Below are 26,483 nucleotides of genomic sequence, written 5' to 3' on the forward strand. Positions count from 1 at the left end.
CGAGGACAGGCCAAGCGAGCCTCGAAGGAGGGGCCGCCACGCGCACCCCGAGCCTCCGTCGAGGCCCGGCGTACCGCCGGGCACCTCAGGATAACGGCGCGCGGGATGAAAGAGACACGGATCATGCCCCCAGCCGACACACTTCCTTTCGATCTGCGGGCGCTGGAGATCTTCCTCGCCGTCTGCGACGCCGGCACCATGGCGCAGGCGGCCCGCCGGCTGGGGCTGACGCAGCCGGCGATTTCGCAGGCGGTGGCGGACCTGGAACGCCGCATGGGCATCACCCTGTTCGACCGCAGCGCCCGTCCGCTCGCCCTCACCGCCGCCGGCGGCGCGCTGCGGCAGCGGGCGAGCGCGCTCATCTCGGAAGCTCGCCAGATCGCGCCGCTGCTGCGCGAGGCCGAGCATGCCCGCCTGCCGCTGCTGCGGGCGGGGCTGGTGGATTCGCTCTCGCGCGTGCTGATGGCGCCGCTGGCGCGGGCGCTGGGGGAAAAAGCCGATCAGGTGTCGCTGCTGTCCGGCCTCACCGCGTCCCATGCCGGGGCGCTGCTGACCCGCCAGCTCGACCTGCTGGTCGGGGCCGACGATCTCGACGAGATCGAGGGGCTGGAGCGCTGGCCGCTGCTGACCGAGCCCTATGTGCTGCTGCTGCCGGCAGCGCTTGCCGCGCCGGGGTCGGCCGCCGAACTGGAGACGCTGGCCCGCACGGTCCCGCTGGTGCGTTTTTCCGCCCGTTCCAAGACCGGCATGGAAGTGGAGCGGCATCTGCGGCGGTTGCGGCTCGACTTGCCGCGCCCGCTGGAATTCGACACGCCCTTCGGCGTCACCAGTGCCGTGGCGGAAGGGGCGGGCTTCGCCGTCACCACGCCGCTCTGCCTGCTGGAGGCCGGCCTGCCGCTGGACGGTCTCGCCTGCCACGCGCTGCCCGGCCCGGGCCTCACCCGGCACCTCACCCTGATCGCCCGGCGTCAGGAACTCGGCCGCCTGCCCCGCGAGATCGCCGCCTTCTGCCGCGAACGGCTGGAAGCGCAGCGTCCGGCGGTGGCGGCGCTGGTGGGGGAGGCGCTGGCGGGGGAGTTTGGTGTGGAGGGGTAGGGTTCCCGTGTCCCGGCCAAGCGCAGGCGCAGCCGGAGCGCCGAGCCGGGACCCAGCGCGAGACTCTTGTGCTCTTGCTCTTCGTGCGTTGCTCTGGCCGGCGGCAGGGAAAGCGCCCGCTCGGTCCCCCTGGGCCCCGGATCGACGCCGCGCGCGGCGCGGCTTGTCCGGGGAACGGGGTTCGCTCAGCCGCCGTAGCGCTTCACCGCCAGCACGGCGTTGAGCCCGCCAAAGGCGAAGGATGAGGAGATCGCCGCCTCGATCGCCGCCGGGCGGGAGGCGTTGGGCACGCAGTCAAGGTCGCAGTCGGGGTCGGCCTCGCGAAAGCCCATGGTCGGCGGCAGGAAACCCTCGCGCAGGGCCAGCACCGTGGTCACGAAATCCAGCGCGCCGGAAGCGTTCATGGTGTGGCCGTACTGCGATTTCGACGACGACACCGGCAGCCGGGCGAGGTGATCGCCGAACACCAGCCGCAGCGCGCCGGCCTCGGTCCTGTCGTTCAGCACCGTGGCAGTGCCATGGGCGCTGACATAGCCGATCGCTTCCGGCGCCAGGCCGGCGTCTTCCAGCGCGAAGCGCATCGAGGCGGCCGCGCTCGCCATGTCGGGGGCGGTGATGTCCATGCCGTCGGCGCTCATGCCGAAGCCGACCAGCTCGGCATGAATGGTGGCGCCGCGGGCGATGGCGCGGTCCATGTTCTCCAGCACCACGGCGCCGGCGCCCTCGCCGATGACGAGGCCGGCACGGTCCTTGGAGAAGGGCCGGCAGGCCTCGGGGGCCAGCACCCGCAGCGCTTCCCAGCTCTTCAGCATGCCATAGGTGAGCTGCGATTCGCCCCCGCCCGCCACCGCGACATCCAGCATGCCGGCGCGCACCATGTGGAAGGCGGTGCCGATGGAATGCGCGGCCGAGGAGCAGGCCGAGGCGATGGAGAAGGAGGGGCCGTGAATGCCGAGATCCATGGTCACGTGGCTCACCTGCCCGCTGGGCATGGCGCGTGGCACGGTGAAGGGGTGCGGGCGGGCCGCGCCTTCGGCGTAGAGCTTGCGGTAGCTGTCATCGACGGCGTGGAAGCCGACGGAGGCGGCGAAGATGGCGCCCACCCGGTGCCGCGCCACGCCTTCCAGCGCCGGCCCGGCGTCCGCCAGCGCCTGCCGCGCGGCCACGACGGCGAATTGCGAGGTGCGGTCGACCAGCCCAAGCTGGCGCGGCTCGAAATGCTCTTCCGGCACGAAGCCGCGCACCTCGGCGGAGATCTTCGTCTTCATCGAGGAGACGTCGATGCTGCGCGTCTCGCCAATGCCCACCGTGCCGGCGCGAAGCCCGGCGAGATGGGCGGACACGTCATTGCCCAGCGCCGAGAGCGAGCCCAGCCCGGTGATGGCGACGCGCGAAGTCATCGGGCGCTCCGGCATCAGGCCGACTTGGCCTTCTGCGCGGCCAGCAGCTCGGCGACATGGCCCACCAGCGTGCCGACCGTCACGTCGTTTCCGTTCAGCGGGCCGTCATTGGGAATTTCGATGCCGAAACGGCTCTCCAGCTTGAAGATGGTCTCGATCAGGTCGAGCGAGGAGATGCCCAGCTCCGCCACCGGCGTATCGGGGGTCAGCAGGCTCTCGTCGACCCCGACCTCGCCGGAGATGAAGGTGACGATTTCAGCGACGGCGGGATCGTCTGTGTGCATGCGTCTGTGCTCTGTCTCGAAGGTCGGCCTGCGGGGCCGGCAGTGGCGGTAGGTATCACATAGAAAGGGCGCCGAGGCACCTGCCGTCACATGACTGACCTATGTGTCCGGCGCATGTCACTTCCCTGAGAAGCGACCTCACGGCCCGGTGGTGGAGCGGGCGGCCTTCATCAGCTGCGCGAGATAGCGGCCGGACGCTTTCGGCATGCGCTGCTGGGTGGCGAAATCCACCCGCACCAGCCCGAAGCGGCGGCGCTCGCCCTCCGCCCACTCGAAATTGTCGAGCAGCGACCAGGCGTAATAGCCCTTCAGCGCGCAGCCCTGCGCGATCGCCTGGCCCGCCGCCACCAGATGGGCGCGGATATATTCGGTGCGCGCCGGGTCCTCGACCACGCCGTCCACCGGCGCGGGGTCTTCATAGCAGGCGCCGTTTTCGGTGATGAACACCGGCGGGTTGCCATAGTCGTCGCGCAGCCGCGCCAGCACGTCCACCATGCCCTGCGCGCTGATCGGCCAGCCCAGCAGCGTCTGCGGCGTGTCCGGGGGCAGGGCGCCCCAGCTCGCCTGGGCGAGGAAGGCGTTGGGCTCGTGCTTGATGTAGGACGGGCCGTAATAGTTCATGCCGAGGAAATCGAGCGGCGCGCGGATCGTCTCCATGTCGCCCGGCTGGATCAGCGGGGCAAAATCCTGCGCGAACAGCGCGGGGTAGCGGCCATGGAACAGCGGATCGAGATTGATGGTGTTCCAACACGCATCGAAGCGCGCGGCCGCAGTGATGTCGGCCTCCTGCTGCGAGGCCGGAAAGATCGGTTGCAAGGACAGCACCGTGCCGAGCTTGAGGTCGGAACGCTCCGCCCGCGCGGCGGCGATGCCGGTGCCCTGCGCGAGATTGAGATGATGCTGCGCCTTCACATAGCTGTCCCAGCCGGTCAGCCCTGGCGCGTGATTGCCGAAGCCATGGCCGAAAATGGCGTGCACCGAGGGCTCGTTCAGCATCGCCCACGGCTTCACCCGGTCGCCCAGCCGGCCGATGGCGGCGCGGGCATAGTCGGCGAACCAGAGGGCGCTGTCGCGGTTGTGCCAGCCGCCGCGCTCCTGCAGCGCCTGCGGCAGGTCCCAGTGGTAGAGGCAGGCCATCGGCGCGATGCCGCGCGCCAGCAGCGCATCGACCAGCCGGTCGTAGAAATCGAGCCCCGCCGCGTTCACGGGTCCCGTGCCGTCGGGCATCACCCGGGGCCAGGCGAGGGAGAAGCGGTAGGCCTGGAAGCCGAGATCGGCCATCAGCGCCACGTCGTCGCCATAGCGGTTGTAATGGTCGCAGGCGACATCGCCGGTGGTGCCGTCGGCGATGCGGCCGGGCGTGTGGGAGAACACGTCCCAGATGGAGGGCTTGCGTCCGCCTTCCTTCACAGCGCCCTCGATCTGGTAGGCCGAGGTGGAGGCGCCCCACACAAAGTCCGCCGGCAGGCGCGGCGTGCCGGAAGGCAGCAGCGGGGTCACCTGCGTCGCCTGTGAGTGGGCGGTCAGGGGAAGGGCCGGCAGGCTGGCGGCGGCAAGGGCGGAAAGCAGCAGGTCACGGCGTCGCAGCATGGGCGCGGATTCCTCGAACGGGCAGTTCCTGGAACAGACAAATCCTCAGGCGGTGGCGGCACGCAGGGCGATGAGGCAGGCGAGGATCAGCCCGCCCTGCACGAGCACCCCGCCCGACAGCCGCGCCAGCGCCGCCGGCGGGCTGAATTGCCCGGCCCGCGTCACCAGCCAGAACAGTCCGTCATTGATCTGCGGCACGGTCATGGCACCGGCGCTCACCGCCAGTGCGGCAAGAACGCGCCCCATCGGGTCGCCCAGCCCAAGCGGGGCGGCGAGTTCCATCATCATGCCGGCGCTGGTGATGGCGGCAACCAGCGAGGAGCCTTGCAGCGTCTTGATCACGGCGGCGAGCGCAAAGGGCAGCACCAGCACCAGCGCGCCCGACACGGGGGCGAGGGGAATGAGATATTCCGCCGTCATTTCCGCCATGCCGACATCCTGCGCGACCTTCGACAGGCCGCCCGCCGCGCCGAGAATGAGCAGCAGCGGCGCCACCTTCGCCAGCGCCCGCCCGGCCCAGCCGGCTTCGCTCAAGCCGCCCTTTTCCCAGCTCCAGCTCAGCAGCAGCAGCGCTCCGACACCGACGACGAGCAACAGCACCGGGTTGCCCAGCGCCAGGATGAAGTGCCGGTCATTGCCGCCACCGAAGGGCTCGGAAGCGATATCGCCCAGCGCCTGGACGATCAGCATGGCCACGAGAACGAGGCTGACGACGAGCAGCGCCAACGCCCCGCGCCGGGGGGCGTGCAGGGAGGTGCCGACCATGCCGGCGGCGGTATCGAGCGGGTTCGGCGCCCCGCTGGCGCTGATGCGGGCGAACAGCGCGCCGAACAGAACGGCCAGCAGCGCCACCGGCAGGCCGACCGCCAGCGCCAGCCCCCAGTCGGCGCGCAGGATCGTCAGGCTCGCCAGCACGGTGGGGGCGGGGATCAGAAGGCCATGGCTGGCCGAAAGCGCAAGGCCCAGCGTCAGCGCCGAACGCGGGCTGTCGCCGCCGATGCCGCGCCGCAGCGGGTTCAACACCGCGAACGCCGCCGCCGGGGTCGAGCACATGCCGCCGATCAGCCCGAGCAGGGCCAGCGGCCCCGAACGGGTGCGCCAGCTTCGCGCCATCTGCTGCAGCCGCGCCGTGGCGCCGGTGCCGTCGGCGATTTCCGCCAGCAGCGCACCCGTCACCACCACGACGCCGAGCGCCGCCAGCGTCTGGCCGAAGCCGGTGCCGAAGGACTTCACGACGAAGCTCAGCGACCAGCCCACGCCGTAGTTGAAGGCGAAGGCCGCCAGCACCAGCGCGAGAAACGGGTGCACCCGCCCGCGCGCGGTGATCAGCGCGAACAAAGCGACGACGGCGACAAGGATGGCGGCGTAGATGAGATAGGACATGGATGAAAAGGGATCTGCCGGGGCGGGAGGCGGGAGGCTCACGCTTAGCCTGCCGCGCGCGCGCTGTCACCGTGGCCAGATGGCCAACCGCGTGCCGGTGGCAGCATTGTTCCAGCGCGGTTGTCCTCGTCGCCTGCCGCGGGCAAAGGTGACGCCGCGCCTGTCCTTGCCGCCGCGCCCGGGCTTTACTAGGTTGCCGTCCATGATCCGCTGCGCCCTTTCCCTCGCCACCGCCCTCATCCTCACCGCCGCGCCCGCGCTCGCGCTGACCGAGGCGCCCGCCGCGTCTGCCCCGGCCACCGCGACAGCCGTCGCCGCGCCCGGCTTCGTGCGGGCGGAAGGCACGCGCTTCGTCAATCCGGATGGCTCGACCTTCCACATCAAGGGCATGAGCTTCGGCAACTGGCTGCTGCCGGAAGGCTACATGTTCAAGTTCACGGTCCAGCGCTCGCCGCAGGATATCGAGGACGTGATCGAGTACCTCGCCGGCCCGGAGGAGGCCGCGCGCTTCTGGAGCGATTTCCGCGAGGCCTATATCCAGGAGGACGACGTCGCCTTCCTCGCCGCCTCCGGCTTCACCACCGTGCGGGTGCCGCTGCACTGGAAGTTCTTCCTCGACCGCGCCAATCCCGACAAGGTCGACCCGAATGGCGAGGGCTGGGGCCGCATCGACCGGCTGGTCGGCTGGGCGAGGGCGCACAACATCAAGCTCATCCTCGACATCCACGCCGCCCCCGGCGGGCAAACCGGCGTGAACCATGATGACGGGGTCGGCTACCCGCTCACCTTCTACGTCCCGGAATACAGGCGCCGCACGCTCACCATGTGGCGCGCCATCGCCGAGCGCTATAAGGACGAGACGGCGGTGCTCGGCTATGACCTGCTCAACGAGCCGATCACCCCCTATCACGACACGGATTTCCTGAATTCTCGGCTGGAGCCGTTCTATCGCGAGCTGGTGGAGGCGATCCGCGCCGTCGACCCCAATCACCCGATCATGCTGGCCGGGGCGCAGTGGAGCACCAATTTCGACGTGTTCGGCCCGCCCTTCGCCGACAATCTCGGCTACACCTACCATATGTTCTGGGCCGGCCCGCAGCGCAGCTCGATCCAGAAATACGTCAATTTCGGCAATCGCTGGCAGGTGCCGATCTTCATCGGCGAGACCGGCGAGCTGAACGACGACTGGAACGAGAAATTCCGCACGCTGAACGAGCGCTTCGGCCTCGGCTGGAGCTTCTGGACCTACAAGAACCTCGACACGCCTTCCACCGTCTCCTCCATCACCCGGCCCGAGGGCTGGGACGCCATCGCCCTGTTCGGCAGCGTGCCGAAAAGCCAGTGGGAGACAATGGAAAAGCCCTCGCGCGAGGCGGTGGCGGCGACGCTGCGCGCCTACATCGCCAATGCGCGCTTCGCCAAGACCACCATCCGCGCCTCTTATGTCGCCTCGCTCGGCCTCACCGCCACCTGCCCCCGGCTCGCCTCCGCCGAAACGGGCGCGCCTCCGGCCGCCGCCGCTCCCGAGGCAACCACCCCCACGCTTGCGGCGGCGACGCCCGCCGCCGCGCCCGCTGCCATCACCTCGTGCCCGTGACGACCTGCCCATGACGACCTGCCCATGACGGCCTGCCCATGACCAACCACCTGATCGACACCCTGCGGGCAGGCGGTGCCGACCCCGCGCACCCTTTCGCCGAGACGGCGGATGGCACTGTGCGCACCTATGCCGATCTCGAACGGCGTACCGCGCAATATGCCCATGCGCTGGTGGCGATGGGGCTCAGGCCCGGCGACCGGGTGGCCGTGCAGGTGGAAAAGAGCATCGAAGCGGTGTTCGTCTATCTCGGCACCCTCCGCGCCGGCGGCGTGTTTCTGCCGCTCAACACCGCCTACACCGCGCCCGAGGTGGAATACTTCCTCGGAGACGCGCAGCCGTCGATCTTCGTCTGCGACCCGTCCATGGAGGCGGCACTCGCCCCGATCGCAACGGCGCAGGGCGTTGCGCAAATCGTCGCCCTCGATGCGGACGGGCAGGGCACGCTGCGCGCAGCGGCGGATGCCTGCCGCACGACATTCGAGGACGTGCCGCGCGGGCCGGACGACCTCGCCGCGCTTCTCTACACGTCAGGCACGACGGGCCGTTCCAAGGGGGCGATGCTCACCCATGAAAACCTCGCCTCCAACGCGCGGGCGCTGGTGGAGACCTGGCGCTTCACGGCCGATGACGTGCTGATCCACGCGCTGCCGATCTTCCACACCCACGGGCTTTTCGTCGCCATCAACGTCGTTCTGGCGGCCGGTGCGTCGATGATCTTTCTGCCGAAGTTCGACCCCGAGCGCATCCTCGCGCTCATGGGCCGGGCCAGCGTGCTGATGGGGGTGCCGACCTTCTATACCAGGCTGCTGAAAGCGCCCGGCCTCACCCCCGATGCAGCGGCCGGCATGCGGCTGTTCATCTCCGGCTCGGCGCCGCTGCTGGCCGAGACGCACCGCGAATGGCGCACCCGCACCGGCCACGCCCTGCTGGAGCGCTACGGCATGACCGAAACCGGCATGAACACCTCTAACCCCTATGAGGGCGAGCGGATTGCCGGCACGGTGGGGTTTCCCCTGCCGGGGGTGGATCTGCGCGTCGTATCGCCCGAGACCGGCGAAGCGCTCGGCACCGGCGAGATCGGCATGATCGAGGTGCGCGGCCCGAACGTGTTCGCGGGCTACTGGCGGATGCCGGAAAAGACCGAAGCCGAGTTCCATGACGGCTGGTTCGTCACCGGCGACCTCGGCCTCATCGGGCCGGATGGCTACGTGCAGATCGTCGGGCGCGGCAAGGATCTCGTCATCTCGGGCGGCTACAATGTCTATCCCAAGGAGATTGAAAGCGAGATCGACGCGCTCCCCGGCGTCATCGAAAGTGCGGTGATCGGCCTGCCGCATCCCGATTTCGGCGAGGGGGTGACGGCGGTCGTGGTCGCCCGCCCCGACGCCGCGCTGGACGAAAAGGCGGTACTGGAAGCGCTGGAGGGGCGCCTCGCCCGCTACAAATCCCCCAAGCGCGTCATCTTCATCGACGACCTTCCCCGCAACGCCATGGGCAAGGTGCAGAAGAACCTGCTGCGCGACCAGTATAAGGGGCTCTACGGCGGGTAGGGGCACCCCGTGTCCCGGCCAAGCGCAGACGCAGCCGGAGCGCAGCGGAATGCCTGCTCCCCGTGTCCCGGCCAAGCGCAGACGCAGCCGGAGCGCAGCGGAATGCCTGCGCCCCGTGTCCCGGCCAAGCGCAGACGCAGCCGGAGCGCAGCGGAATGCCTGCGCCCCGTATCCCGGTCAAGCGGAGGCGCAGCCGGAGCGCAGCGCCGGGACCCAGCGAAAACGCTTCGGCAAAACCCTCTCCGCCACGCCCGTTGAAGCCTCCCACCCAGCCCTCTGGGCCCCGGATCGGCGCGATGCCGGGCATCGCTTGTCCGGGGAACGGCGGTCGCGGTTCACGCGGCAGTCGCGATTCACACGGCACCCGTGTCCCGGACGCCTGCAGCGTCAGCGGAAGGCGAGCCGGGACCCAGCGCACGACTCTTAAGAATCTCCTGACCAACGCCAGTGGACGCCGCCCGCACGGCCCCACCGCCCCCTGGGCCCCGGATCGGCGTGCCGCTGCGCGTCGCTTGTCCGGGAAACGGCGGGTTCGTCTTCGTTTCCCGGACGCCTGCAGCGTCAGCGGAAGGCGAGCCGGGACCCAGCGTAAGGCCCTGTTTCATGATACCGTCTTGGCCGGGAGGTCGGCCGTGCCGCGTTACGCCGTCTACATACTCGCGAGCGCGCGCAACGGGACGCTTTATGTCGGCGTCACCAACAACCTCGTCCGCCGGATGGCCGAACATCGTGCCGGTGCCGTGCCGGGCTTCACCCGCCACTACGGCGTCACCCTTCTGGTCCATGCTGAATTTCATGAGTCTATCGCCGAGGCCCGCCTGCGTGAGGCGCGGCTGAAGCGCTGGCGGCGGGCCTGGAAGCTGGAACTGATCGAGGCGGGCAATCCGATGTGGTGCGATCTGGCGGAGGAGTGGCTGGAGTAAGCGCGTTGCCCGGCCCCCTGGGCCCCGGATCGGCGCGCCGCTGCGCGTCGCTTGTCTGGGGAACGGTGGTCGCGATTCACGCGGCGGTCGCGATTCACACGGCACCCGTGTCCCGGACGCCTGCAGCGTTAGCGGAAGGCGAGCCGGGACCCAGCGCACGACTCACTCGATTGTCTCCTTGCCGAGCGCGCGGCCGCCCCCTCACCTGAGCTTGCCGAGCACCTCGATCAGCTCGGACACCTTGGCGCGCTGGTCGTCGGCGTCACCGGACTGCATGGCGTGGGCGACGCAATGGCCGAGGTGGTCGCGCAGCACTTCCTCCTCCACCTTCTTCAGCGCCGCCCGCACCGCCGCCACTTGGGTGACGATGTCGATGCAGTAGCGGTCTTCCTCGACCATGCGGGAGAGGCCGCGCACCTGGCCTTCGATCCGGCTCAGGCGTTTCAGGCAGGCGGTGCGTGTGGGGTTCTGCATGCTTGTCATATACCCTAATGGGGTATATATCGCAACTGTCTGATACCTCATGGGGGTATAGGAGAGGGCGATGGCGGACGAGAACCACACCCACGGCGCGCAAGCGCACGGCAAGGAAGCGAACCACACGGGCGCCAGCTGCTGCGGCGGTCATCATCATGACGCGGCGCCGGCCCCGGCCCATCCGCACCATCCCGGACCGGAACACGCTCACGCCGCGTCCGCTCACGGCTCCCACATGGCCAAGGACCCGGTCTGCGGCATGGATGTCGACCCGCACACCGCGACGCTGAAGGCCGACCACAACGGCATCACCTATTATTTCTGCGCCCCGGGCTGCCGGGCCAAATTCGTCGCCGCCCCGGAAAAATACCTCGGCGAGCGCGCCCCGGCGATGCCGGTGCCGGAGGGCACGGAATATACCTGCCCGATGCATCCCGAGATCGTGCAGGTCGGTCCCGGCACCTGCCCGATCTGCGGCATGGGGCTGGAGCCGATGCTGGTCAGCCTCGACGACGGGCCGAACCACGAACTCATCGACATGACCCGCCGGTTCTGGATCGGCCTCGCGCTCACCGCGCCGGTGTTCGCGCTGGAGATGGGCGCGCACCTCATCCCGGCGCTGCACCATCTGGTGCCGGCGAACGTCTCGAACTGGATCCAGCTCGCGCTGGCCACGCCCGTCGTCCTATGGGCGGGCTGGCCGTTTTTCGTGCGCGGCGCGCAGTCGGTGGCGACGCGCAACCTCAACATGTTCACGTTGATCGCGCTCGGCACCGGCGTCGCTTATCTCTACAGCCTCGTCGCCGTGCTGGCGCCGAACCTGTTCCCGCCTGCCTTCCGTGGCGCGGACGGGGCGGTGGCGGTGTATTTCGAATCGGCGGCCGTCATCACTGTGCTGGTGCTGCTCGGACAGGTGCTGGAACTGCGCGCCCGCGAGCAGACCTCCGGCGCCATCCGCGCGCTGCTCGACCTCGCGCCGAAGACCGCCCGCCGCCTGAACGCCGATGGCAGCGAGGCCGAGGTGCCGCTCGCCGACATCGCGGTGGGGGACCGGCTGCGGGTGCGCCCGGGCGAGAAGGTGCCGGTCGACGGCACCGTGGTCGAGGGCCGCTCGGCGCTCGATGAATCGCTCGTGACCGGCGAATCCATGCCGGTCAGCAAAAGCGAGGGCGACGCCGTCATTGGCGGCACGCTGAACCGTTCCGGCGGGCTCGTCATCACGGCGGAGAAGATCGGCCGCGACACGCTGCTCGCCCGCATCGTGCAGATGGTGGCGCAGGCACAGCGCTCGCGCGCGCCGATCCAGCGCCTGGCCGACCGTATCGCCGGCTGGTTCGTGCCGCTGGTGGTCGCCTGCGCGCTGCTGGCGTTCGGCGCCTGGGCGCTGTTCGGGCCGGAGCCGCGCCTTGCCCATGCGCTGATCGCGAGCGTGGCGGTGCTCATCATCGCCTGCCCCTGCGCGCTCGGCCTCGCCACGCCGATGTCGATCATGGTCGGGGTGGGGCGCGGCGCGCAGATGGGCGTGCTGATCAAGAACGCCGAGGCATTGGAAAGGCTTGAAAAAGTCGACACGCTGGTGGTCGACAAGACGGGCACCCTCACCGAGGGGCGCCCCTCGCTGACCGCCATTGTCACGGCCGAAGGCGTTGAAGAGGCCGAGTCGCTGCGCCTCGCCGCCGCCGTCGAACGCCCTTCCGAGCACCCGCTGGCGCACGCCATCGTGAGCGCGGCGCAGGCGCGCGGGCTCGATATTCCCAAGGTGCGCGGCTTCGACAGTCCCGCCGGCAAGGGCGCCTATGGCCTTGTCGAGGGCAAGCGCGTTGCCATCGGCAGCGCGGCCTTCCTCACCGAACTGGGCATCGACACTACGCCGCTCGCCGCGCGGGCCGACGAACTGCGCCGCGAGGGCGCCAGTGCGGTGCTGCTGGCGGTCAACGGCAGGCTCGCCGCCGCCCTCGCCATCGCCGACCCGGTGAAGCAGACGACACCGCAGGCGCTGGCCGCCCTCGCCAGGGAGGGCATCCGCGTGGTCATGCTCACCGGCGACAACCGGGTGACGGCAGAGGCCGTCGCCCGCCGGCTCGGCATCACCGAGGTCGAGGCCGAGGTGGCGCCGGAGGACAAGGCGGCGGTGGTGGAGCGGCTGAAGGCGCAGGGCCGCGTCGTGGCGATGGCCGGCGACGGGGTGAACGACGCACCCGCGCTCGCCACCGCCGATGTCGGCATCGCCATGGGAACCGGCACCGATGTCGCCATCGAGAGCGCCGGGGTGACGCTGCTGCGCGGCGATCTCACCGGCATCGTCACCGCGCGGCATCTGTCGCAGGCGACGATGCGCAACATCCGCCAGAACCTGTTCTTTGCCTTCCTCTACAACGGCGCCGGCGTGCCGATTGCGGCGGGCGTGCTCTACCCCGTGTTCGGCCTGCTTCTCTCGCCCATGGTGGCGGCGCTGGCCATGGCGCTGTCTTCGGTCAGCGTCATCAGCAACGCCCTGCGGCTGCGCGCGGTGAAGCTGTAGCGGCACCGCTCGCACGACCCCGTTCCCCGGACCAGCCGCGCTCGCGCGGCGCCGATCCGGGGCCCAGGGGACGGGGTGCGTGAACCGCCGCACGTAGCCCGCTCTTGCCGCATAACGCAATTCGTAATAAACGAAGTTACATGAAGCGCGACAGCCGTCTCTCCTCGGTCCTCCACGCCCTGCTGCACATGGCGGAGCGGGAGGGGCCGATGACCTCCGAAGACCTCGCCACCTGCATGAACACCCATCCGGTCGTGGTTCGCCGCACCATGGGCCTGCTGCGGGAGGCCGGGCTGGTGCGCTCGGCGCGCGGGCCGCAGGGCGGATGGCGGATCAGCGCCGATCTCGGCACGGTCACGCTGCGCCAACTGCACGAGACGCTGGGCGAGCCGGCCATTTTCGCCATCGGCAACCGGCAGGAAATGCCGGGCTGTCTCGTCGAGCAGGCGGTCAACGCCGCGCTCGACGACGCCTTCGCCGAGGCCGAGGCGCTGCTGCTGCACCGTCTCGGCCAGATCACCCTGGCGGACCTTGCCGCCGATTTCAGCCGCCGCCATGCCGGGCGGCGTGAAGGGAAAACCTGATATGCACGATGTCATCGTCATCGGCGGCGGCTATGCCGGCATGGCCGCCGCCCTCCAGCTTCTGCGCGCCCGGCGCCGGGTGCTGATCATGGATGCCGGCCTGCGCCGCAACCGCTTCTCCCGCGCCTCGCACGGCCTTCTCGGGCAGGACGGGGTCGATCCCGCCGAGATCGCGCGCACGGCCCGCCGCCAGCTTGAGGCCTATCCGACGCTCGAATGGATCGACGGCGAGGCGCTCGGCGCGGCCGGCGGCAAGGATGATTTCACGGTGACCACCGCCTCCGGCACAAGCCATCGCGGCCGGCGCCTGCTGTTCGCGCTCGGCGTCAGCGACGAATTGCCGGCCATTGAGGGGCTGGCCGAGCGCTGGGGCCGCAGCGTGTTCCACTGCCCCTATTGCGACGGTTACGAGCTCGCGCGCGGGCGCATCGGCGTCATCGCCACCGGGCCGATGGCCGTGCATCAGGCGCGGATGGCGAACGAGTGGGGCACCGTCACCCTGTTGACCAATGGCGCCTTCACCCCCGACGAGGCGACCCGCGCCGAACTTGCCGCCCACGCCATCGCGCTGGAGGAGACGCCGCTGGCACGGCTGGAAGGGCCGTTGGAGGGGCCGGCGCAGGTGGTGCTGGCGGATGGAAGGCGGCTCGACTTCGCCGGCCTGTTCACCGCCCCGCGCAACCGGCCGGCCACGCCGGTGGCCGAGGGTCTTGGCTGCGCGCTGGCCGAGACGCCCTTCGGCACGCAGATCGGCACCGACGAGACCAAGGAAACCAGCGTCCCGAGTGCCTTCGCCTGCGGCGATGCCGCCCGCGCGCCGCACTCGCTCACCCTCGCCATCGCCGATGGCGCCTGGGCCGGCATGCAGCTTCACCGCTCGCTGGTGTTCTGAGCGGTCGGTCCGCCGCCTCCACCGTTACCCGGACCAGCCGCACCTCCGTTCCCCGGACAAGCCGCACTCGCGCGGCGCTGATCCGGGGCCCAGGGGGAGCGAGGAGCGCCGCCTAGCACCTCCCATTGCGCAAGGCGTTGCCAAAGGGTTTTGCGCTGGGTCCCGGCGCGCCTTCCGCTTGCGCTGCAGGCGTCCGGGACACAGGGCGCGCACATCCACCCCTCATCCCCGGGCTTGACCCGGGGACCCAGCGTTGCCGTTCGGACCCGGTTGATGCCGGGGTAGCCGGGTCAAGCCCGGCCATGAGGGAAGGGGGAACCCGGGCCTTCCGGGGTCCAGGGAACCTGTCCCCCACATAAAAAACCGCCCCCGGCGTTCGTCCGGGGGCGGGGCGGGAGCCGGAAGGGTCGGCTCTCACAAGACCCGGAGCGGAAACGAGGACCGGGGCGGGAGTTCGGAAAGCGGACCGCCGCGCAAGCGGCGGTGTAGGTACGGCGCCGCGCGCGGCGGCAGGTTTACTCCGCCGCCATGCGCAGCAGCGGCGCGGGGGGCTCCACCGGCATCGTATCCGCGACCTTGGCGGCGATGATTTCGGCGGTGGCGCAGGAGAGCGTCCAGCCCAGATGCCCGTGGCCGGTGTTGTAGAACACGCCCGGCTTCTTGCCGGCGGCGACGCGCGGCATCATGTCGGGCATCATCGGCCGCAGGCCGGCCCACGGCACCACCCGCGCGGTGTTGACGCCGGGGAACAGCCGGCGCGTCCAGTCCACAAGCGGGCGGATGCGGTCGGCGCGGATGTCACGGTTCTCGCCGTTGAACTCGGCGGTGCCGGCGACGCGGAAGCGGTCCTTGCCGAGGCGCGAGGTGACGATCTTGGTCTTGTCGTCCAGCAGGCTCACCCACGGCGCCGAGCTCTGGCTCTCCTCGTCGTCGAGCATCACGGTGATCGAGTAGCCCTTGACGGGGTAGATGTTCACCCGGTCGCCCAGCCCGGCGGCAATGGCGCGCGAGCCGATGCCGGCGCAGATCACCGCGCCGTCGAAGGAAAGCGTCTCGGCGCGGGGCAGGGCGTCTTCGGCGTCGGGGGCGACGGTGAAGCTCACCTCGACACCCGTGCCGCCGGCGCCGGTGCCGGTGTGGGTCACGCGCTCGACGCTCGCCTCGCTGATGAAGCGCACGCCGTTGCGGCGGCACACTTCCGCCAGCCCATAGGTGAATTTGTGGATGTCGCCGGTGGAATCGGAGGGGGTGAAGAAGCCGCCATGGAAGGTGCCGCGCAGCGTCGGCTCGATGGAGCGGATTTCCTCGGGGGTCACCTCGCGGCGCTCCAGCCCGCCCTTGGCGTACAGGGCGGAAACCTTGCGGGCGTGGTCCTGGGCTTCCTTGTCGCGATAGACGTGCAGGATGCCGCGGGTCTCGTGGTCGAAGTCGATGCCCTCGCGCCTGGCGATGTCGAACATGTGGTTACGGGCCTGAATGGCGAGACGCGTGGTCTCGACCGTGTTGGCCTCGTAGTTCGGGATGTTGGCGAGGAACTCGGCCATCCAGGAATATTTGTGCCAGGAGGGCATCGGGTTGACGAGCAGCGGCGCGTCGGCCGTGAACATCCACTTCATGCCCTTGAGCACGGTGGCCCAGGAGTTCCACACCTCGGCATTGGAGGCGGAGAGCTGTCCGCCATTGGCGAAGGAGGTTTCCATCGCCGAATAGCGCTGGCGGTCGATGACGGTGACGTCATAGCCCTTCTGGCTGAGGGCGTAGGCGGTGGTGACGCCGGTGATACCGGCACCGATAACGGCGATGTGGCGCATGGGAGGCTCCCGCGCTTGAGGACGACATGGCCCGACGCGCGGTGCCCCGCTTGGCGTCGGCCGGCTGTCCCCATCTGTCGCGGTACCTGAGAGCTCGCCCCGAGACAGACGGCGGCGCCGTCAAACCATCCCGGGCTTCCCCTTCGGTGGGCGTCCTACCCCGGAAAACACCGGCGCGACGCCTCTCTCCAGATTGTCCTGATCATGCGGTCCATGGTGCCTGAGAGTTTCCTGGGGGGTTGCTCCGTCGGCGCCGACACGTGTCCGGGAGGACTGTCGATCTCTCCCGCATGATCACTAGCAGACGACTATATGCATCGCACAAAAGCATGCCTCATTCAAGGGCAGGCGCGTGTCCTCGCGCCAAGTTGAGCCTGCGACCTTGGGAGGGGGAGGGGTGCGAGGCGTCGGCACGGCGTCGCGATGGCGCAGCCCGCAGGCAGCAGCCGCAGTCGGACGCAGCAGCTTGAGAATGCAGCAGCGCCGGCAGTCGTGCGCGCGTGCGGATCAGCCCGTTGCCGCGTCGAGCCCGAGGTCGAGGATCGGGGCCGAATGGGTGATCCAGCCGACCGAGATCAGGTCCACCCCGCTGGCGGCGATCGCGCCGACCGTCTCGCGAGATACCCGGCCGGAGGCCTCGGTGAGCGCCCGCCCGCCGACCAGCGCCACCGCGTCGGTGAGCATCGCCGGCGTCATGTTATCGAGCAGCACCGCGTCCACCCCTTCCGCCATGGCGGCGTCGAGCTGGGCCAGCGTATCGACCTCGACCTCGATCTTAACCATATGGCCCGCATGGGCTTTTGCCGCTTGGATGGCCGGCACCACGCCGCCCGCCACGGCGATGTGGTTGTCCTTGATCAGCACCGCGTCGTCCAGGCCGAAGCGGTGATTGGAGCCGCCGCCCGCCCGCACCGCGTGCTTTTCCAGCGCCCGCAGGCCGGGCGTCGTCTTGCGGGTGCAGACGATCTGCGCCTTGCCATGTTCGCGGGCGATGGCGACCAGCCCCGCCGTGGCGGTGGCGATGCCGGACATGCGGCAGGCGACGTTCAGCGCCACCCGCTCAGCCGTAAGGATGGCCCGGGCCGAGCCGGAAACCCGCAGCACCACGTCCCCCGGCGCCACCACCGCCCCGTCGCCGCGCTCGATGCTGACGCTAAGGCTTTGATCTATCAGATCAAAGGCGATCACCGCCGCGTCGATTCCGGCGAGCACGCCGTGCTGGCGCGAGGCGATCACCGCCTCGAACCGGGCCTGCGCCGGGATGCAGGCATCGCTCGTCACGTCGCCGGCGCGGCCGAGATCTTCCAGCAGCGCCGCGCGGATGACGGGCTCGACCAGCAGGCGGGGAAGGGGGTAAAGGGTCATGGTCAACTCATCCGGTTAGGGGCGACGTCATCCTGAGGTGCGAGCGGAGCGAGCCTCGAAGGATGGCGATTTAGGCGGCCATCCTTCGAGGCCCGGCGATACCGGGCGCCTGAGGATGATGTGGTTCTGGCTATGCGGCTAAGTGGGCAGTGCTCACGCCACCTGCCGCGTGTCGATGGCCTCGACTGAGGGCGCGACGCCCGGCGCCTCGCCGAACCGCGTCTCCGAATGGCGCGCCACCGCCGCCGGGGCGGGATAGTCGGCACGGAAATGGCCGCCCCGGCTCTCGCAACGCCGCAGCGCTGCCTCGGTGATCGCCAGCGCCACCAGCGAGAGAGCGTCGCCGTCGCGGTCGGCGAGCGTGCCGAGCCTCTGGGCGGCCGCCTCCAGCCCGTCGGCGTCGCGCACCACGCCGACCTGCCGGTCCATTAGCGCGCGGATTTCCGTGCGCGCCGGGGAGCGCGGGCCTGGCGGCCCGGCGGCGCGCGCAGGCCCGACCCGGCACTCCTCGCCGGCAATGTCGGTGGCGATCCACTGCGCATAGGCCAGCGCCTCCAGCAGCGAATTGCTGGCGAGGCGGTTGGCACCATGCAGCCCGGTCGAGGCCACCTCGCCGCAGGCCCACAGCCCCGCGAGGCTGGAGCGCCCGGAGCCGTCCACGCGGACGCCGCCCATATGGTAATGCGCCGCCGGCCGCACGGGGATGGGCGCGCGCGCCGGGTCCAGCCCATTGGCGCGGCACAGGGCGACAACGCCGGGAAAGCGCCGCTCGATGTCCTTCATCCGCGCGTCCAGTACCACGCTCTCGCCGGCGGCGATCTGCGCGAAGATGGCGCGCGCCACCACATCGCGCGGCGCCAGTTCCTGGCCTGGCACCTCGGTCATGAAGCGCTCGCCGCGCCCGTTGAAGAGCTTGGCGCCCTCGCCGCGCAGCGCCTCGGTGGCGAGCGGCATCGGGTCGGCGCCCACCGCCATGGCGGTGGGGTGAAACTGCACGAACTCCATATCGCGCAGCACCGCCCCCGCCCGTGCCGCCAGCGCCAGCCCGGAGCCTACCGCCCCGAGCGGGTTGGTGGTGGCGCCATACAGCCCGCCGAGCCCGCCTGTCGCCAGCACCACGGCGCGGGCGGCCAGCGTGACGGTGCGGCCCTCGCGGTCGCGCGCTGCGAGGCCGGCAATGCGGCCCTGGGCGTCCGCCAGCAATTCCTCCGCCCGCCAACCCTCCATCACATGGATCGAGGGGCAGGCGCGGGCCGCCCGCGTCAGCGTTTCCAGCACGACCCGGCCGGTGCCGTCGCCCTGCGCGTGGACGATGCGCCGGCGGGAATGCGCGGCTTCCAGCCCGAGGGCGAGGCTGCCATTGGGGTTGCGGTCGAAGGGCGTGCCGAGCCCGACCAGCCAGTCTATGGCGCCCGGCGCCGCACCGGCGACGCGGCGCGCCACCAGAGGCTGCGAGAGCCCGGCCCCGGCGCTCAGCGTGTCGATGGCGTGCAGGTCCGGCCGGTCGTCGGCGCCCAGCGCAGCGGCGATGCCGCCCTGCGCCCAGCCGGTGGCGGCGTCGTTGCCGAGCGGCGAGGCGACGACCAGCGTGACGGGAAGCGGGGCCAGCCGCAGCGCGGTGGCAAGGCCCGCCACCCCGCCGCCGACCACGACGATGTTCTCAGGCGAATGGCTCACGAGGTGACCCTTCCGGTGCCCGTTCAGTGAATGGCGAGCATGCGCTCGACGGCGAGGCGGGCCCGGCCGGCGATGGCCGGGTCGATCTCGACCTGCGTGGTCATCGTCTCCAGCGCCCGGCGGATGTTGGGCAGGGTGATGCGGCGCATGTGCGGGCAGAGGTTGCATGGGCGCACGAACTCGATGTCCGGATGGTTCACCGCCACATTGTCCGCCATCGAGCATTCGGTGATCAGCACCACCCGCGCCGGCTTCTCGTCGCGCACATAATCCGCCATCCCGGCGGTGGAGCCGGCATAATCGGCCTCCGCCACCACTTCCGGCGGGCATTCGGGATGCGCCAGCACCACCACACCGGGATGGTTCTCGCGCAAATCACGAATATCCTGCGGGGTGAAGCGCTCATGCACCTCGCAATGGCCCTTCCAGGCGATCAACTCCAGCTCGGGCACCAGCTTCTGCACATTCTGCGCAAGAAACTCATCGGGCAGCATGAGGATGCGGCTGACGCCCCATTCCTTCGCCACCGCGCGCACCACCTTCACGGCGTTGCCGGAGGTGCAGCAATAGTCGCTTTCGGCCTTCACCTCGGCCGAGGTGTTGACATAGGTGACGACGGGCACGCCAGGATAACGCTGCTTGAGCAGGCGGATATCGGCGGCGGTGATGCTGTCGGCGAGCGAGCAGCCGGCCGCCATGTCCGGCATCAGCACGGTCTTGGAGGGGTTCAGCAGCTTGGCGGTCTCGGCCATGAAGTGCACGCCGGCCATGACGATGACGTCGGCATCCACCGTCACCGCCTCGCGGGCCAGCGCCAAGCTGTCGCCGACGATGTCGGCTACCGTGTTGAAGATTTCCGGCGCCTGGTAATTGTGGCCGAGCACCACGGCGTTGCGCTCGCGCTTCAGCCGCTCGATCGCCTCGACCTCGCGGGCGATCAGCGGCCATTCCGCCGGGGTGATGTGCTTGGACACCCGCGCATAGAGATGCGGCAGCGGCAGCGCGGGGACGGCGGGCGTTGCCTGCGGCGAGGTGAAAGCCTCGGACTGGTCGGCACGGGCGGCGACGTCGAAGTCCAGCATCGCGTCCTCCATTATGCTCGTTATGAGTATAACTTGGGCCAAAGAAGACCGGGCAAAAAGGCCCGGCAGATCGTTCTTATGCTAGGACTGAGTATAAGTCGCTGTCAACAGTTCGTCACAAATCGGGCGATAAGGCTTTCGCATCGGTGAGGTGACGTATGACGCTTAATATCGACTCCGCCCGCATGGCCGATGAAGGCGCGGTGGTCGCTCTCTGGCAGGCGTGCGGGCTCACGGTTCCCTATAATGACCCGGCGGCGGATTTCCGCTTCGCGTGCGGTGGCGCGAATTCGGACGTGCTGGTGGCGCGCCTTGAGGGCGATCGCGTCTGCGCCTCCGCGATGGTCGGCCATGACGGGCACCGGGGCTGGATCTACTATGTCGCCGTCGACCCCACGCTCCAGCGCCAGGGCGTCGGCTCGGAAATCATGAGCGCGGCGGAGGCGTGGCTCAAGGCGCGCGACGTGCCGAAGGTGCAGCTTCTGGTGCGCGAGACCAACACCAAGGTCGTCGCCTTCTACGAGAAGCTCGGCTTCGAAGTCGCCCCGCGCGTGGTCATGTCGAAATGGATCGACGGGCGGGGGTGATGTCCCACCGCCGTCCGGGCCGCCGGGCTCAGCCGCCCCGCTTGAACCAGCCCGCCACGGTGTCGAAGGCCTTCTTGAGAAGCTCAAGCTCGCGTCCCCCCTGGGGAGGCGTCGTTTTAAACGCGACCGCCATTTTCCCCTCGGTGGGGAGCCACACCACGTCGGAGGTGGTGTCGAACACGCCAAGCCCGTGCTTCTCCGTGAACTGGAGCGCAAGGGCGAGGGCGGCATCGGCATTCTCCCAACTCCCGTGGAAATAAATGAAACTCCGCCCGATGCTGTAATCGGTGACGTTTGCGCTCCCGGTTTCCGCCTCCGGTGCGGCCAAAGGACCGCTGACAGGCGGAAAAGTCGGAATGATGTCGAGGAAGAAAGCCTGCAGCAGGGGCGCGGTTCCCTCATAGTCGTCATAGTCGCGGTCGTCGTCCCAATCGATCTGGCGCTCGTACCACGCCAGAAATAGCTCGCGGGTGGGCGGTGCCGCCGATGGTTCAAAGACCATAAGATAGTACCCCATCCCGGCTCCCCCAAGGCACATCGGCAGGCGCGCGCTACACAGCCAACCAAAGATTATAGCGAGAGCGAAGGCTCGGGAAAGTGGTGTTTCCTCACCGCCGCCCGAAGCCGCCGGGCAACCTCACCCCCGGCGCCGGGCGCTCCAGCAGCACCTCGCGGCGGAAGCGCACCAGCCGGGCGGGGCGGCCTCCGGTTTCGCTCGTCGTCTCGCCGGTTTCCTCCACAAGGCGCTGCTGCTCGACCAGCCGGCGGAAATTCTGCTTGTGCAGGCGCGAGCCGGAGAGCGCCTCCACCGCCTGCTGCAACTGGCCGAGCGAGAAGCTCGGCGGCATCAGCTCGAACACCACCGGGCGGTATTTGATCTTGCCGCGCAGCCGGGCGATGGCAAGCGCCAGCATGCGGCGGTGGTCCTCGCGCATCTCGGTGCCGGAGGGCGCGAGCGCGACGCGGTCGGAACCGCGCTCGCGCAGCGCCTCGCCCACCAGCCCGGCCTCATAGAGCAGTTCGTAGCGCTCCAGCACCCGCTCCTCGTTCCAGCCCGCCTCATGGCCGCCGCCGGCGCCGCCGAAGCACAGGGCGATGCGCTCGGCCCGCCTCTCGCTGAGCCGGCCCTGCGCGGCCCCCGCCGCCCAGGCGCGCAAGCCATGTTCGAGTGTGTCGAGCACGGAAGGGCGTCCGCACCGCCAGTCCTCCCAGGGGAAATAGCGGTACCAGCTCTGCCAAGCCGCGTCGGTGTCGCTGGCCGGCCGGGCTTCGCGCACAAGGGCGAGATAGGCCAGCGAGAGCGCGCGGGTGCCGTCCTCTCCCCGGTCGCGGTCGCCGAAGGTGTAGAGCTGCTCGACATAACCGAGCTCCTGCAGCGTCTGCCGCTCCACCCAGCTGCGCAGGCCCATTTCCAGCGTGCGGTGGCCGCGCTCCAGCGGGCCGGAAGGCAGCGAATCGCGCCCGTCGTCATGGCGCAGGGTGAGCACTTTCGGGTCGTCCCCCGTCACCGCCACGATCACCGCCGACAGTCCGATCGCCAGCGCCGGCTCCGGTGCGTGTAAGGGGGCGGCGGGCGTGCTCTGGTCTTGGGTCGGCGTGGTCGACATCGGGTTCCGGGCGGTGGGTTTGGTCGCGGCGCGTGCGCGCCTCACGATAGCATGGAAGCGGGCGTGCCGCTTGCGCCGGCGGCGCGGGAGTGGCACTCCGGCTGAGGTTGGAATGGAGGCGCAGATGAGCGGCAAGGTGGTTCTTCCCGGCGGAGAAAAGATTTCCGCCCTCGGCATCGGCACCTGGATGATGGGTGAACGCCCCGAGGCGCGGCAGGACGAGACCGAATCGGTGCGCCTCGGCGTCGAGCTGGGCCTGACCCTGGTCGACACGGCGGAAATGTATGGCGAGGGCGCCTGCGAGCGCTTCCTCGGCGAGGCCCTGGCCGGGCTGCGCGACAAGGTGTTTCTCGTCACCAAGGTCTACCCGCACAATGCCAGCCGCGCCGGCGTCGTCTCGGCCTGCGAGCGCAGCCTCCGGCGGCTGAAGACCGACCATATCGACCTCTATCTCCTGCACTGGCGCGGCAGCGTGCCGCTGGCCGAGACCATCATCGGCTTCGAGCAGCTCAAGACCCAGGGCAAGATCCGCGACTGGGGCGTGTCGAACTTCGACACCGACGACATGAACGAACTGTACGAGACCCCCGGCGGCGAAGGCTGTGCCACCAACCAGGTGCTCTACAACCTTACGCGGCGCGGGCCGGAATGGGATCTGCTACCCTGGCTGCAGGAACATGAGATCCCGCTCATGGCCTACAGCCCGATCGAGCGCGGCCGGCTGAAGAGCACCGGCGTGCTGGCCGACATCGCCGCCAAGCACGGGGCGCGGCCGTTCCAGATCGCGCTCGCCTGGGCGCTGCGCATGCCCGGCAACATCGTCATTCCCAAGGCCTCCCGCGCCGCCCATATGCGGGAGAATGCCGGCGCACGCGACGTCAGGCTCGACGCCGACGACCTCGCCGCGTTGGACGCCGCCTTCCCGCCGCCCTCGCGCCGGCGGGCGCTGGAAATGCTCTGAGGTCGGTGGCCCGGCGTCACGGCGCCGGGCAGGCCACCGTCCGGCGCCGCGCATCGGCGAACAGGTAGCCGGCAACGGCGATCACCACCAGCGCGCCGCCGAACAGCGCCGGCGGGCCGACCCGCTCGTCATAAGCCAGCCACACCCAGAGCGGGGACAGGGCCACGTCGAGCAGCAGCAGCAGGCCGATTTCGCCGGAGCGTATGTGCCGCCCACCCGTCAGGGTCAGCACATTGGCGAGGCCCGAGGTCAGCACGCCGAGCAGCAGGCAGGCCCAGAGCGAGGCCGCCGGCGGCAGCCCCCCCGGCACCAGCGGCAGGGCGATGAGCGCGGCTAAAACGGCGGAGACGAGGCTGACCAATGTCAGGTCGAGCCCCGGATGCTTCTTCGCCTGTACCAGCAGCCCGGCCCAGCTCAGCGTCATCAGCCCCGCGACAACCATGCCGGCGGCATCGCCGGCCGACATCGCGGCGCCCGCGGTAATTGCGATGCCCAATGCTGCCAGCAGCGCCGCTCCGCCGAAGCGCCGGTCCAGCTTCTCGCGCAGCAGCCAGAGCCCCAGTAAGGCGGTGACGAAGGGCAGGGTGGCATAGACGGTCATCACTGCCGCCACCGAGGTGAGTTGCAGCGCGGCGATGTAACCGACATTGCCGGCCACCGCGAGGCCGATGGTGACGAGGCCCGCCGGGGCGATGCTTGCGCGCAACGCCTGCCCCTTGCCGGCGGTGGCCAGCAGCCAGAAAGGTCCCAGCGCAAGCGCGGCGAACACCGAGCGCCAGAGGATGATTGTCCACGCATCGAGATCGGCCATGCGGACGAAAAGGCCGACGAAGCTCCACAGCAGGGTGGAGAACAGCACCACGGCAAGACCGGCCGCACGGGGTGTCAGAAGGGTGCCGGACGTGATGGACATGAGGGCCTCTGTGTGTTCCGATCCGACGCATGATAGGCAACAGTAGACCGGTCGTCTAGAGATGACAGACAAACCATCCACGCGCGACAAAATCGTCACAGCCGGCAGGAAGGCGATGCTGGAGCAGGGCTATGAAGGCACCGGAATCGGGCCGCTTCTGGCGTCGGTGGCGGTGCCCAAGGGCTCATTCTACCATTTCTTCGCCAGCAAGCAGGATTTCGCCGGGGCGGTCCTCGCCGCTTATGCCGGCCAGTACCGCCAGCAGCGGCAGGAGCTTTTCGCCGATATGTCGCTGACCCCGCTCACGCGGATCGAGCGCCATCTGGTGCAGGTCGAGCGCGATTCGGTGGCGGAGGCGGACGTGCCGGGCTGTCTCTACGGCGTCCTCGCCCAGGCCGCCCCCAGCCTGGGCGAGGAACTGCGCGGCCAGCTTCACGGCGCCTTCGCCGCCTGGGAACAGGATCTGGCCGCGCTGATCGGCGAGGCCCAGCGCGCCGGCGAGGCCGACGGCGCGCTCGACCCCGTGGAGATGGCGGCGCACATCGTCGACACCTATGAGGGCGCGGTCATCCGGGCGCGGGCCGGCGATGGACCGGCGGCCTTCGCCCGATTCCGCAAATTCGCCCTGGCGCTGCTCCGGGGCGGCGCCGGCACCGAAGGGGTCTGAAGGGCGCTCCCCTCTCGACAGCCGGACCCTCCCGACGCGATAAGCGGCGGGGCATTGCCCTCGACCTTTCCCGTCTCTCTTCCCGTGACTCTTGCCGCCCCGGACATGCCCGTGCCGCACGCCCCGCTGATCCGCCTGGAGAACGTCACCCTTACGCGCGGCGGCCGGGTGGTGCTGGACGACATCTCGCTGGAGATCGCGGAGCGCCGTGTCGGGCTGATCGGCACCAATGGCTCCGGCAAGAGCTCGCTGGTGCGCCTGCTCAACGGGCTGCTGGCCGCCGACAAGGGTCGGATCACCGTGCATGGGCTGGATGCCCACGAAAAGGCGAGCGAATTGCCGCGCACGGTCGGCTTCATCTTCCAGAACCCGGACCACCAGATCATCTTCCCCACCGTGGCCGAGGAGATCGCCTTCAGCCTCGAACAGGCCGGCATGCCGCGTCGGCAGGCGGCGAAGGAGGCGGTGCCGGCACTCGCACGCTTCGAGCGCGCGCACTGGGCCGAGCGGCCGGTGCACGCGCTCTCGGAAGGCGAGAAGCAGTTTTTGTGCATAATCGCCGTGCTGGTGATGACGCCTTCGTTGCTCATTCTCGACGAGCCCTTCTCCAGCCTCGATCTGCCCACCCGCCGCCGGCTGGAGGCGCTGGTTGCCGGGCTGGACCAGCAGGTGATCCTCGTCGCCCACGAACTTGACGCCTTTGCGGGCTATGAGCGGGTGATCTGGCTGCATGAGGGCCGGGTGCGCGGCGACGGCCCGCCCGGCGAGGTCGTCCCCGCCTACCGCTCTTTTGCCGAGGCGCTGGCATGAGCGCCCGGCGTCCGCACTCCCCTGCGCCGGACCGATGGCACCCCGCCTGCGGCGGTACTGGGCCGGGTAGGAGGGCCGCGCGATGATCTCGCTCTATCTGGCCCAGCGCACCTGGCTGCACGCGGTTCCCGCCGGCTGGAAGCTGCTGGCGCTGGCCTTGATCAGCCTCGCGCTGGCGCCGCTCGACAGCCTGCCTGTGATGTCCGGGCTGCTTGTGGCGGTGCTGGCGCTCTATGTCTCGCTCGGCAAGGCCGCGCTGGCGCAGATTGCGCTGCTGCGCCCGCTCTGGCCGCTTTTCCTCATTCTGCTCGCCTTCCATTGGTGGAATGGCGACGTTCTCGCCGGCCTTGTCGTTCTGGCGCGCATCCTCGCCATGGTGCTGCTGGCCAATGCCGTCACCATGACCACCCGCATGGACGCGATGATGGACGCAGTCGAGCCGCTGCTGCGCCCACTCGGCTGGTTCGGCGTGGCACCGCGTGCGGTGGCGCTCGCGGTGGCGATGATGATCCGCCTCATCCCGCTGCTCTTCGCACTATGGGAGGGGCTGAACGAATCCTGGCGCGCCCGCACGGGAAAGCGCGGCGGCTGGCGCCTGCTCGCGCCTTTCTGTATCCAGACCGTGAGACTGTCCCATCACACCGCTGAGGCGCTGGCCGCGCGGGGCGGGGCACCCCGGCACAACCGCAGATGAGGAACCGCAG

General features: G+C 69.7%; 24 protein-coding genes and 2 riboswitches. Of the genes, 12 read left to right on the plus strand and 12 right to left on the minus strand.

The annotated features are described in order from the left end of the window. The first annotated feature begins 123 nt into the window (after positions 1 to 123). Positions 124 to 1,095 carry a LysR family transcriptional regulator gene (locus tag EV667_RS05815; RefSeq protein WP_131834317.1) on the plus strand — a complete coding sequence of 324 codons (972 nt, stop codon included), beginning with the start codon at positions 124 to 126 and terminating at the stop codon, positions 1,093 to 1,095. A gap of 185 nt (positions 1,096 to 1,280) precedes the next feature. Here the strand turns inward: EV667_RS05815 and EV667_RS05820 are convergent, their stop codons facing one another. The 4 genes from EV667_RS05820 to EV667_RS05835 form a co-directional block, all read right to left on the minus strand. Continuing rightward, the gene (locus EV667_RS05820) at positions 1,281 to 2,495 is read right to left on the minus strand and encodes a beta-ketoacyl-[acyl-carrier-protein] synthase family protein (RefSeq protein ID WP_131834318.1); all 1,215 of its coding nucleotides are present in this window, start codon (positions 2,493 to 2,495) and stop codon (positions 1,281 to 1,283) included. 14 nt (positions 2,496 to 2,509) lie between these two features. Further along, positions 2,510 to 2,779, minus strand: a complete 270-nt coding sequence (locus EV667_RS05825) for an acyl carrier protein (RefSeq protein ID WP_131834319.1) — start codon at positions 2,777 to 2,779, stop codon at positions 2,510 to 2,512. A gap of 138 nt (positions 2,780 to 2,917) precedes the next feature. Next, on the minus strand, positions 2,918 to 4,369 hold the full coding sequence (locus tag EV667_RS05830) for a GH1 family beta-glucosidase (RefSeq protein ID WP_131834320.1): 1,452 nt from the start codon (positions 4,367 to 4,369) through the stop codon (positions 2,918 to 2,920). A gap of 45 nt (positions 4,370 to 4,414) precedes the next feature. Next, a complete protein-coding gene (locus EV667_RS05835) occupies positions 4,415 to 5,752 on the minus strand; it encodes a GntP family permease (protein WP_131834321.1) in 1,338 nt (445 codons plus the stop codon). A gap of 202 nt (positions 5,753 to 5,954) precedes the next feature. Between EV667_RS05835 and EV667_RS05840 the strand changes: the two genes are divergently transcribed. The 3 genes from EV667_RS05840 to EV667_RS22845 all read left to right on the plus strand — a co-directional run bounded on the left by EV667_RS05840 (position 5,955) and on the right by EV667_RS22845 (position 9,825). Then, entirely contained in the window at positions 5,955 to 7,349 is a 1,395-nt protein-coding gene (locus EV667_RS05840; RefSeq protein ID WP_131834322.1) for a glycoside hydrolase family 5 protein, read from the plus strand. 38 nt (positions 7,350 to 7,387) lie between these two features. After that, positions 7,388 to 8,902 carry a malonate--CoA ligase gene (locus EV667_RS05845; protein ID WP_131834323.1) on the plus strand — a complete coding sequence of 505 codons (1,515 nt, stop codon included), beginning with the start codon at positions 7,388 to 7,390 and terminating at the stop codon, positions 8,900 to 8,902. Between the two features lie 632 nt (positions 8,903 to 9,534). Next, the gene (locus EV667_RS22845) at positions 9,535 to 9,825 is read left to right on the plus strand and encodes a GIY-YIG nuclease family protein (RefSeq protein ID WP_245515987.1); all 291 of its coding nucleotides are present in this window, start codon (positions 9,535 to 9,537) and stop codon (positions 9,823 to 9,825) included. Positions 9,826 to 10,026: 201 nt separating this feature from the next. Here EV667_RS22845 and EV667_RS05855 read toward each other — a convergent pair whose 3' ends face one another. Further along, positions 10,027 to 10,299 (minus strand): metal-sensitive transcriptional regulator, encoded by a 273-nt coding sequence (locus EV667_RS05855; RefSeq protein ID WP_131834325.1) that lies wholly within the window; start codon positions 10,297 to 10,299, stop codon positions 10,027 to 10,029. Positions 10,300 to 10,369: 70 nt separating this feature from the next. Here EV667_RS05855 and EV667_RS05860 point away from each other — a divergent pair, with 70 nt between their 5' ends. The 3 genes from EV667_RS05860 (at position 10,370) to EV667_RS05870 (ending at position 14,299) form a co-directional block, all read left to right on the plus strand. After that, positions 10,370 to 12,823: a heavy metal translocating P-type ATPase gene (locus EV667_RS05860; RefSeq protein ID WP_207907680.1), complete on the plus strand. Its 2,454-nt coding sequence runs from the start codon at positions 10,370 to 10,372 to the stop codon at positions 12,821 to 12,823. A 140-nt stretch (positions 12,824 to 12,963) separates the two neighbouring features. Beyond that, entirely contained in the window at positions 12,964 to 13,407 is a 444-nt protein-coding gene (locus tag EV667_RS05865) for an Rrf2 family transcriptional regulator (RefSeq protein ID WP_131834326.1), read from the plus strand. Between the two features lies 1 nt (position 13,408). After that, a complete protein-coding gene (locus tag EV667_RS05870) occupies positions 13,409 to 14,299 on the plus strand; it encodes an NAD(P)/FAD-dependent oxidoreductase (RefSeq protein ID WP_131834327.1) in 891 nt (296 codons plus the stop codon). A gap of 515 nt (positions 14,300 to 14,814) precedes the next feature. Here EV667_RS05870 and EV667_RS05875 read toward each other — a convergent pair. From EV667_RS05875 to nadA, 4 genes are all read right to left on the minus strand, one after another. Further along, a complete protein-coding gene (locus EV667_RS05875; protein ID WP_131834328.1) occupies positions 14,815 to 16,110 on the minus strand; it encodes a D-amino acid dehydrogenase in 1,296 nt (431 codons plus the stop codon). A 64-nt stretch (positions 16,111 to 16,174) separates the two neighbouring features. Beyond that, a riboswitch (glycine riboswitch) is annotated at positions 16,175 to 16,307 on the minus strand. Then, positions 16,308 to 16,409: riboswitch (glycine riboswitch) on the minus strand. A gap of 208 nt (positions 16,410 to 16,617) precedes the next feature. Continuing rightward, a complete protein-coding gene (gene nadC / locus EV667_RS05880) occupies positions 16,618 to 17,475 on the minus strand; it encodes a carboxylating nicotinate-nucleotide diphosphorylase (RefSeq protein WP_131834329.1) in 858 nt (285 codons plus the stop codon). A 153-nt stretch (positions 17,476 to 17,628) separates the two neighbouring features. Next, positions 17,629 to 19,152 (minus strand): L-aspartate oxidase, encoded by a 1,524-nt coding sequence (locus EV667_RS05885; protein ID WP_131834330.1) that lies wholly within the window; start codon positions 19,150 to 19,152, stop codon positions 17,629 to 17,631. Between the two features lie 23 nt (positions 19,153 to 19,175). Further along, entirely contained in the window at positions 19,176 to 20,234 is a 1,059-nt protein-coding gene (gene nadA, locus EV667_RS05890) for a quinolinate synthase NadA (protein WP_207907681.1), read from the minus strand. 158 nt (positions 20,235 to 20,392) lie between these two features. Between nadA and EV667_RS05895 the strand changes: the two genes are divergently transcribed. Then, positions 20,393 to 20,821, plus strand: coding sequence for a GNAT family acetyltransferase (locus EV667_RS05895; RefSeq protein WP_131834331.1), 429 nt, complete (start codon positions 20,393 to 20,395; stop codon positions 20,819 to 20,821). A gap of 28 nt (positions 20,822 to 20,849) precedes the next feature. On the opposite strand, the gene EV667_RS05900 is transcribed toward EV667_RS05895, so the two are convergent. Together EV667_RS05900 and EV667_RS05905 are read right to left on the minus strand one after the other, a co-directional pair. Then, positions 20,850 to 21,338, minus strand: coding sequence for a hypothetical protein (locus tag EV667_RS05900; RefSeq protein ID WP_131834332.1), 489 nt, complete (start codon positions 21,336 to 21,338; stop codon positions 20,850 to 20,852). Positions 21,339 to 21,429: 91 nt separating this feature from the next. Beyond that, complete coding sequence (locus EV667_RS05905) at positions 21,430 to 22,428, minus strand: NUDIX hydrolase (protein ID WP_245515988.1); 999 nt, start codon at positions 22,426 to 22,428, stop codon at positions 21,430 to 21,432. A 124-nt stretch (positions 22,429 to 22,552) separates the two neighbouring features. Between EV667_RS05905 and EV667_RS05910 the strand changes: the two genes are divergently transcribed. Next, positions 22,553 to 23,389 carry an aldo/keto reductase gene (locus EV667_RS05910; protein ID WP_280960219.1) on the plus strand — a complete coding sequence of 279 codons (837 nt, stop codon included), beginning with the start codon at positions 22,553 to 22,555 and terminating at the stop codon, positions 23,387 to 23,389. A gap of 16 nt (positions 23,390 to 23,405) precedes the next feature. Here EV667_RS05910 and EV667_RS05915 read toward each other — a convergent pair whose 3' ends face one another. Beyond that, positions 23,406 to 24,302, minus strand: coding sequence for a DMT family transporter (locus EV667_RS05915; protein ID WP_131834334.1), 897 nt, complete (start codon positions 24,300 to 24,302; stop codon positions 23,406 to 23,408). A gap of 61 nt (positions 24,303 to 24,363) precedes the next feature. Between EV667_RS05915 and EV667_RS05920 the strand changes: the two genes are divergently transcribed. From EV667_RS05920 to EV667_RS05930, 3 genes are all read left to right on the plus strand, one after another. After that, on the plus strand, positions 24,364 to 24,969 hold the full coding sequence (locus EV667_RS05920) for a TetR/AcrR family transcriptional regulator (RefSeq protein ID WP_131834335.1): 606 nt from the start codon (positions 24,364 to 24,366) through the stop codon (positions 24,967 to 24,969). A 105-nt stretch (positions 24,970 to 25,074) separates the two neighbouring features. Then, a complete protein-coding gene (locus tag EV667_RS05925; protein WP_425359019.1) occupies positions 25,075 to 25,779 on the plus strand; it encodes an energy-coupling factor ABC transporter ATP-binding protein in 705 nt (234 codons plus the stop codon). Positions 25,780 to 25,861: 82 nt separating this feature from the next. Then, positions 25,862 to 26,473, plus strand: a complete 612-nt coding sequence (locus EV667_RS05930; RefSeq protein ID WP_131834337.1) for an energy-coupling factor transporter transmembrane component T family protein — start codon at positions 25,862 to 25,864, stop codon at positions 26,471 to 26,473. Positions 26,474 to 26,483: the final 10 nt, after the last annotated feature.

Origin of the sequence: Ancylobacter aquaticus (assembly GCF_004339465.1) — a bacterium.
GTDB lineage: Bacteria > Pseudomonadota > Alphaproteobacteria > Rhizobiales > Xanthobacteraceae > Ancylobacter > Ancylobacter aquaticus.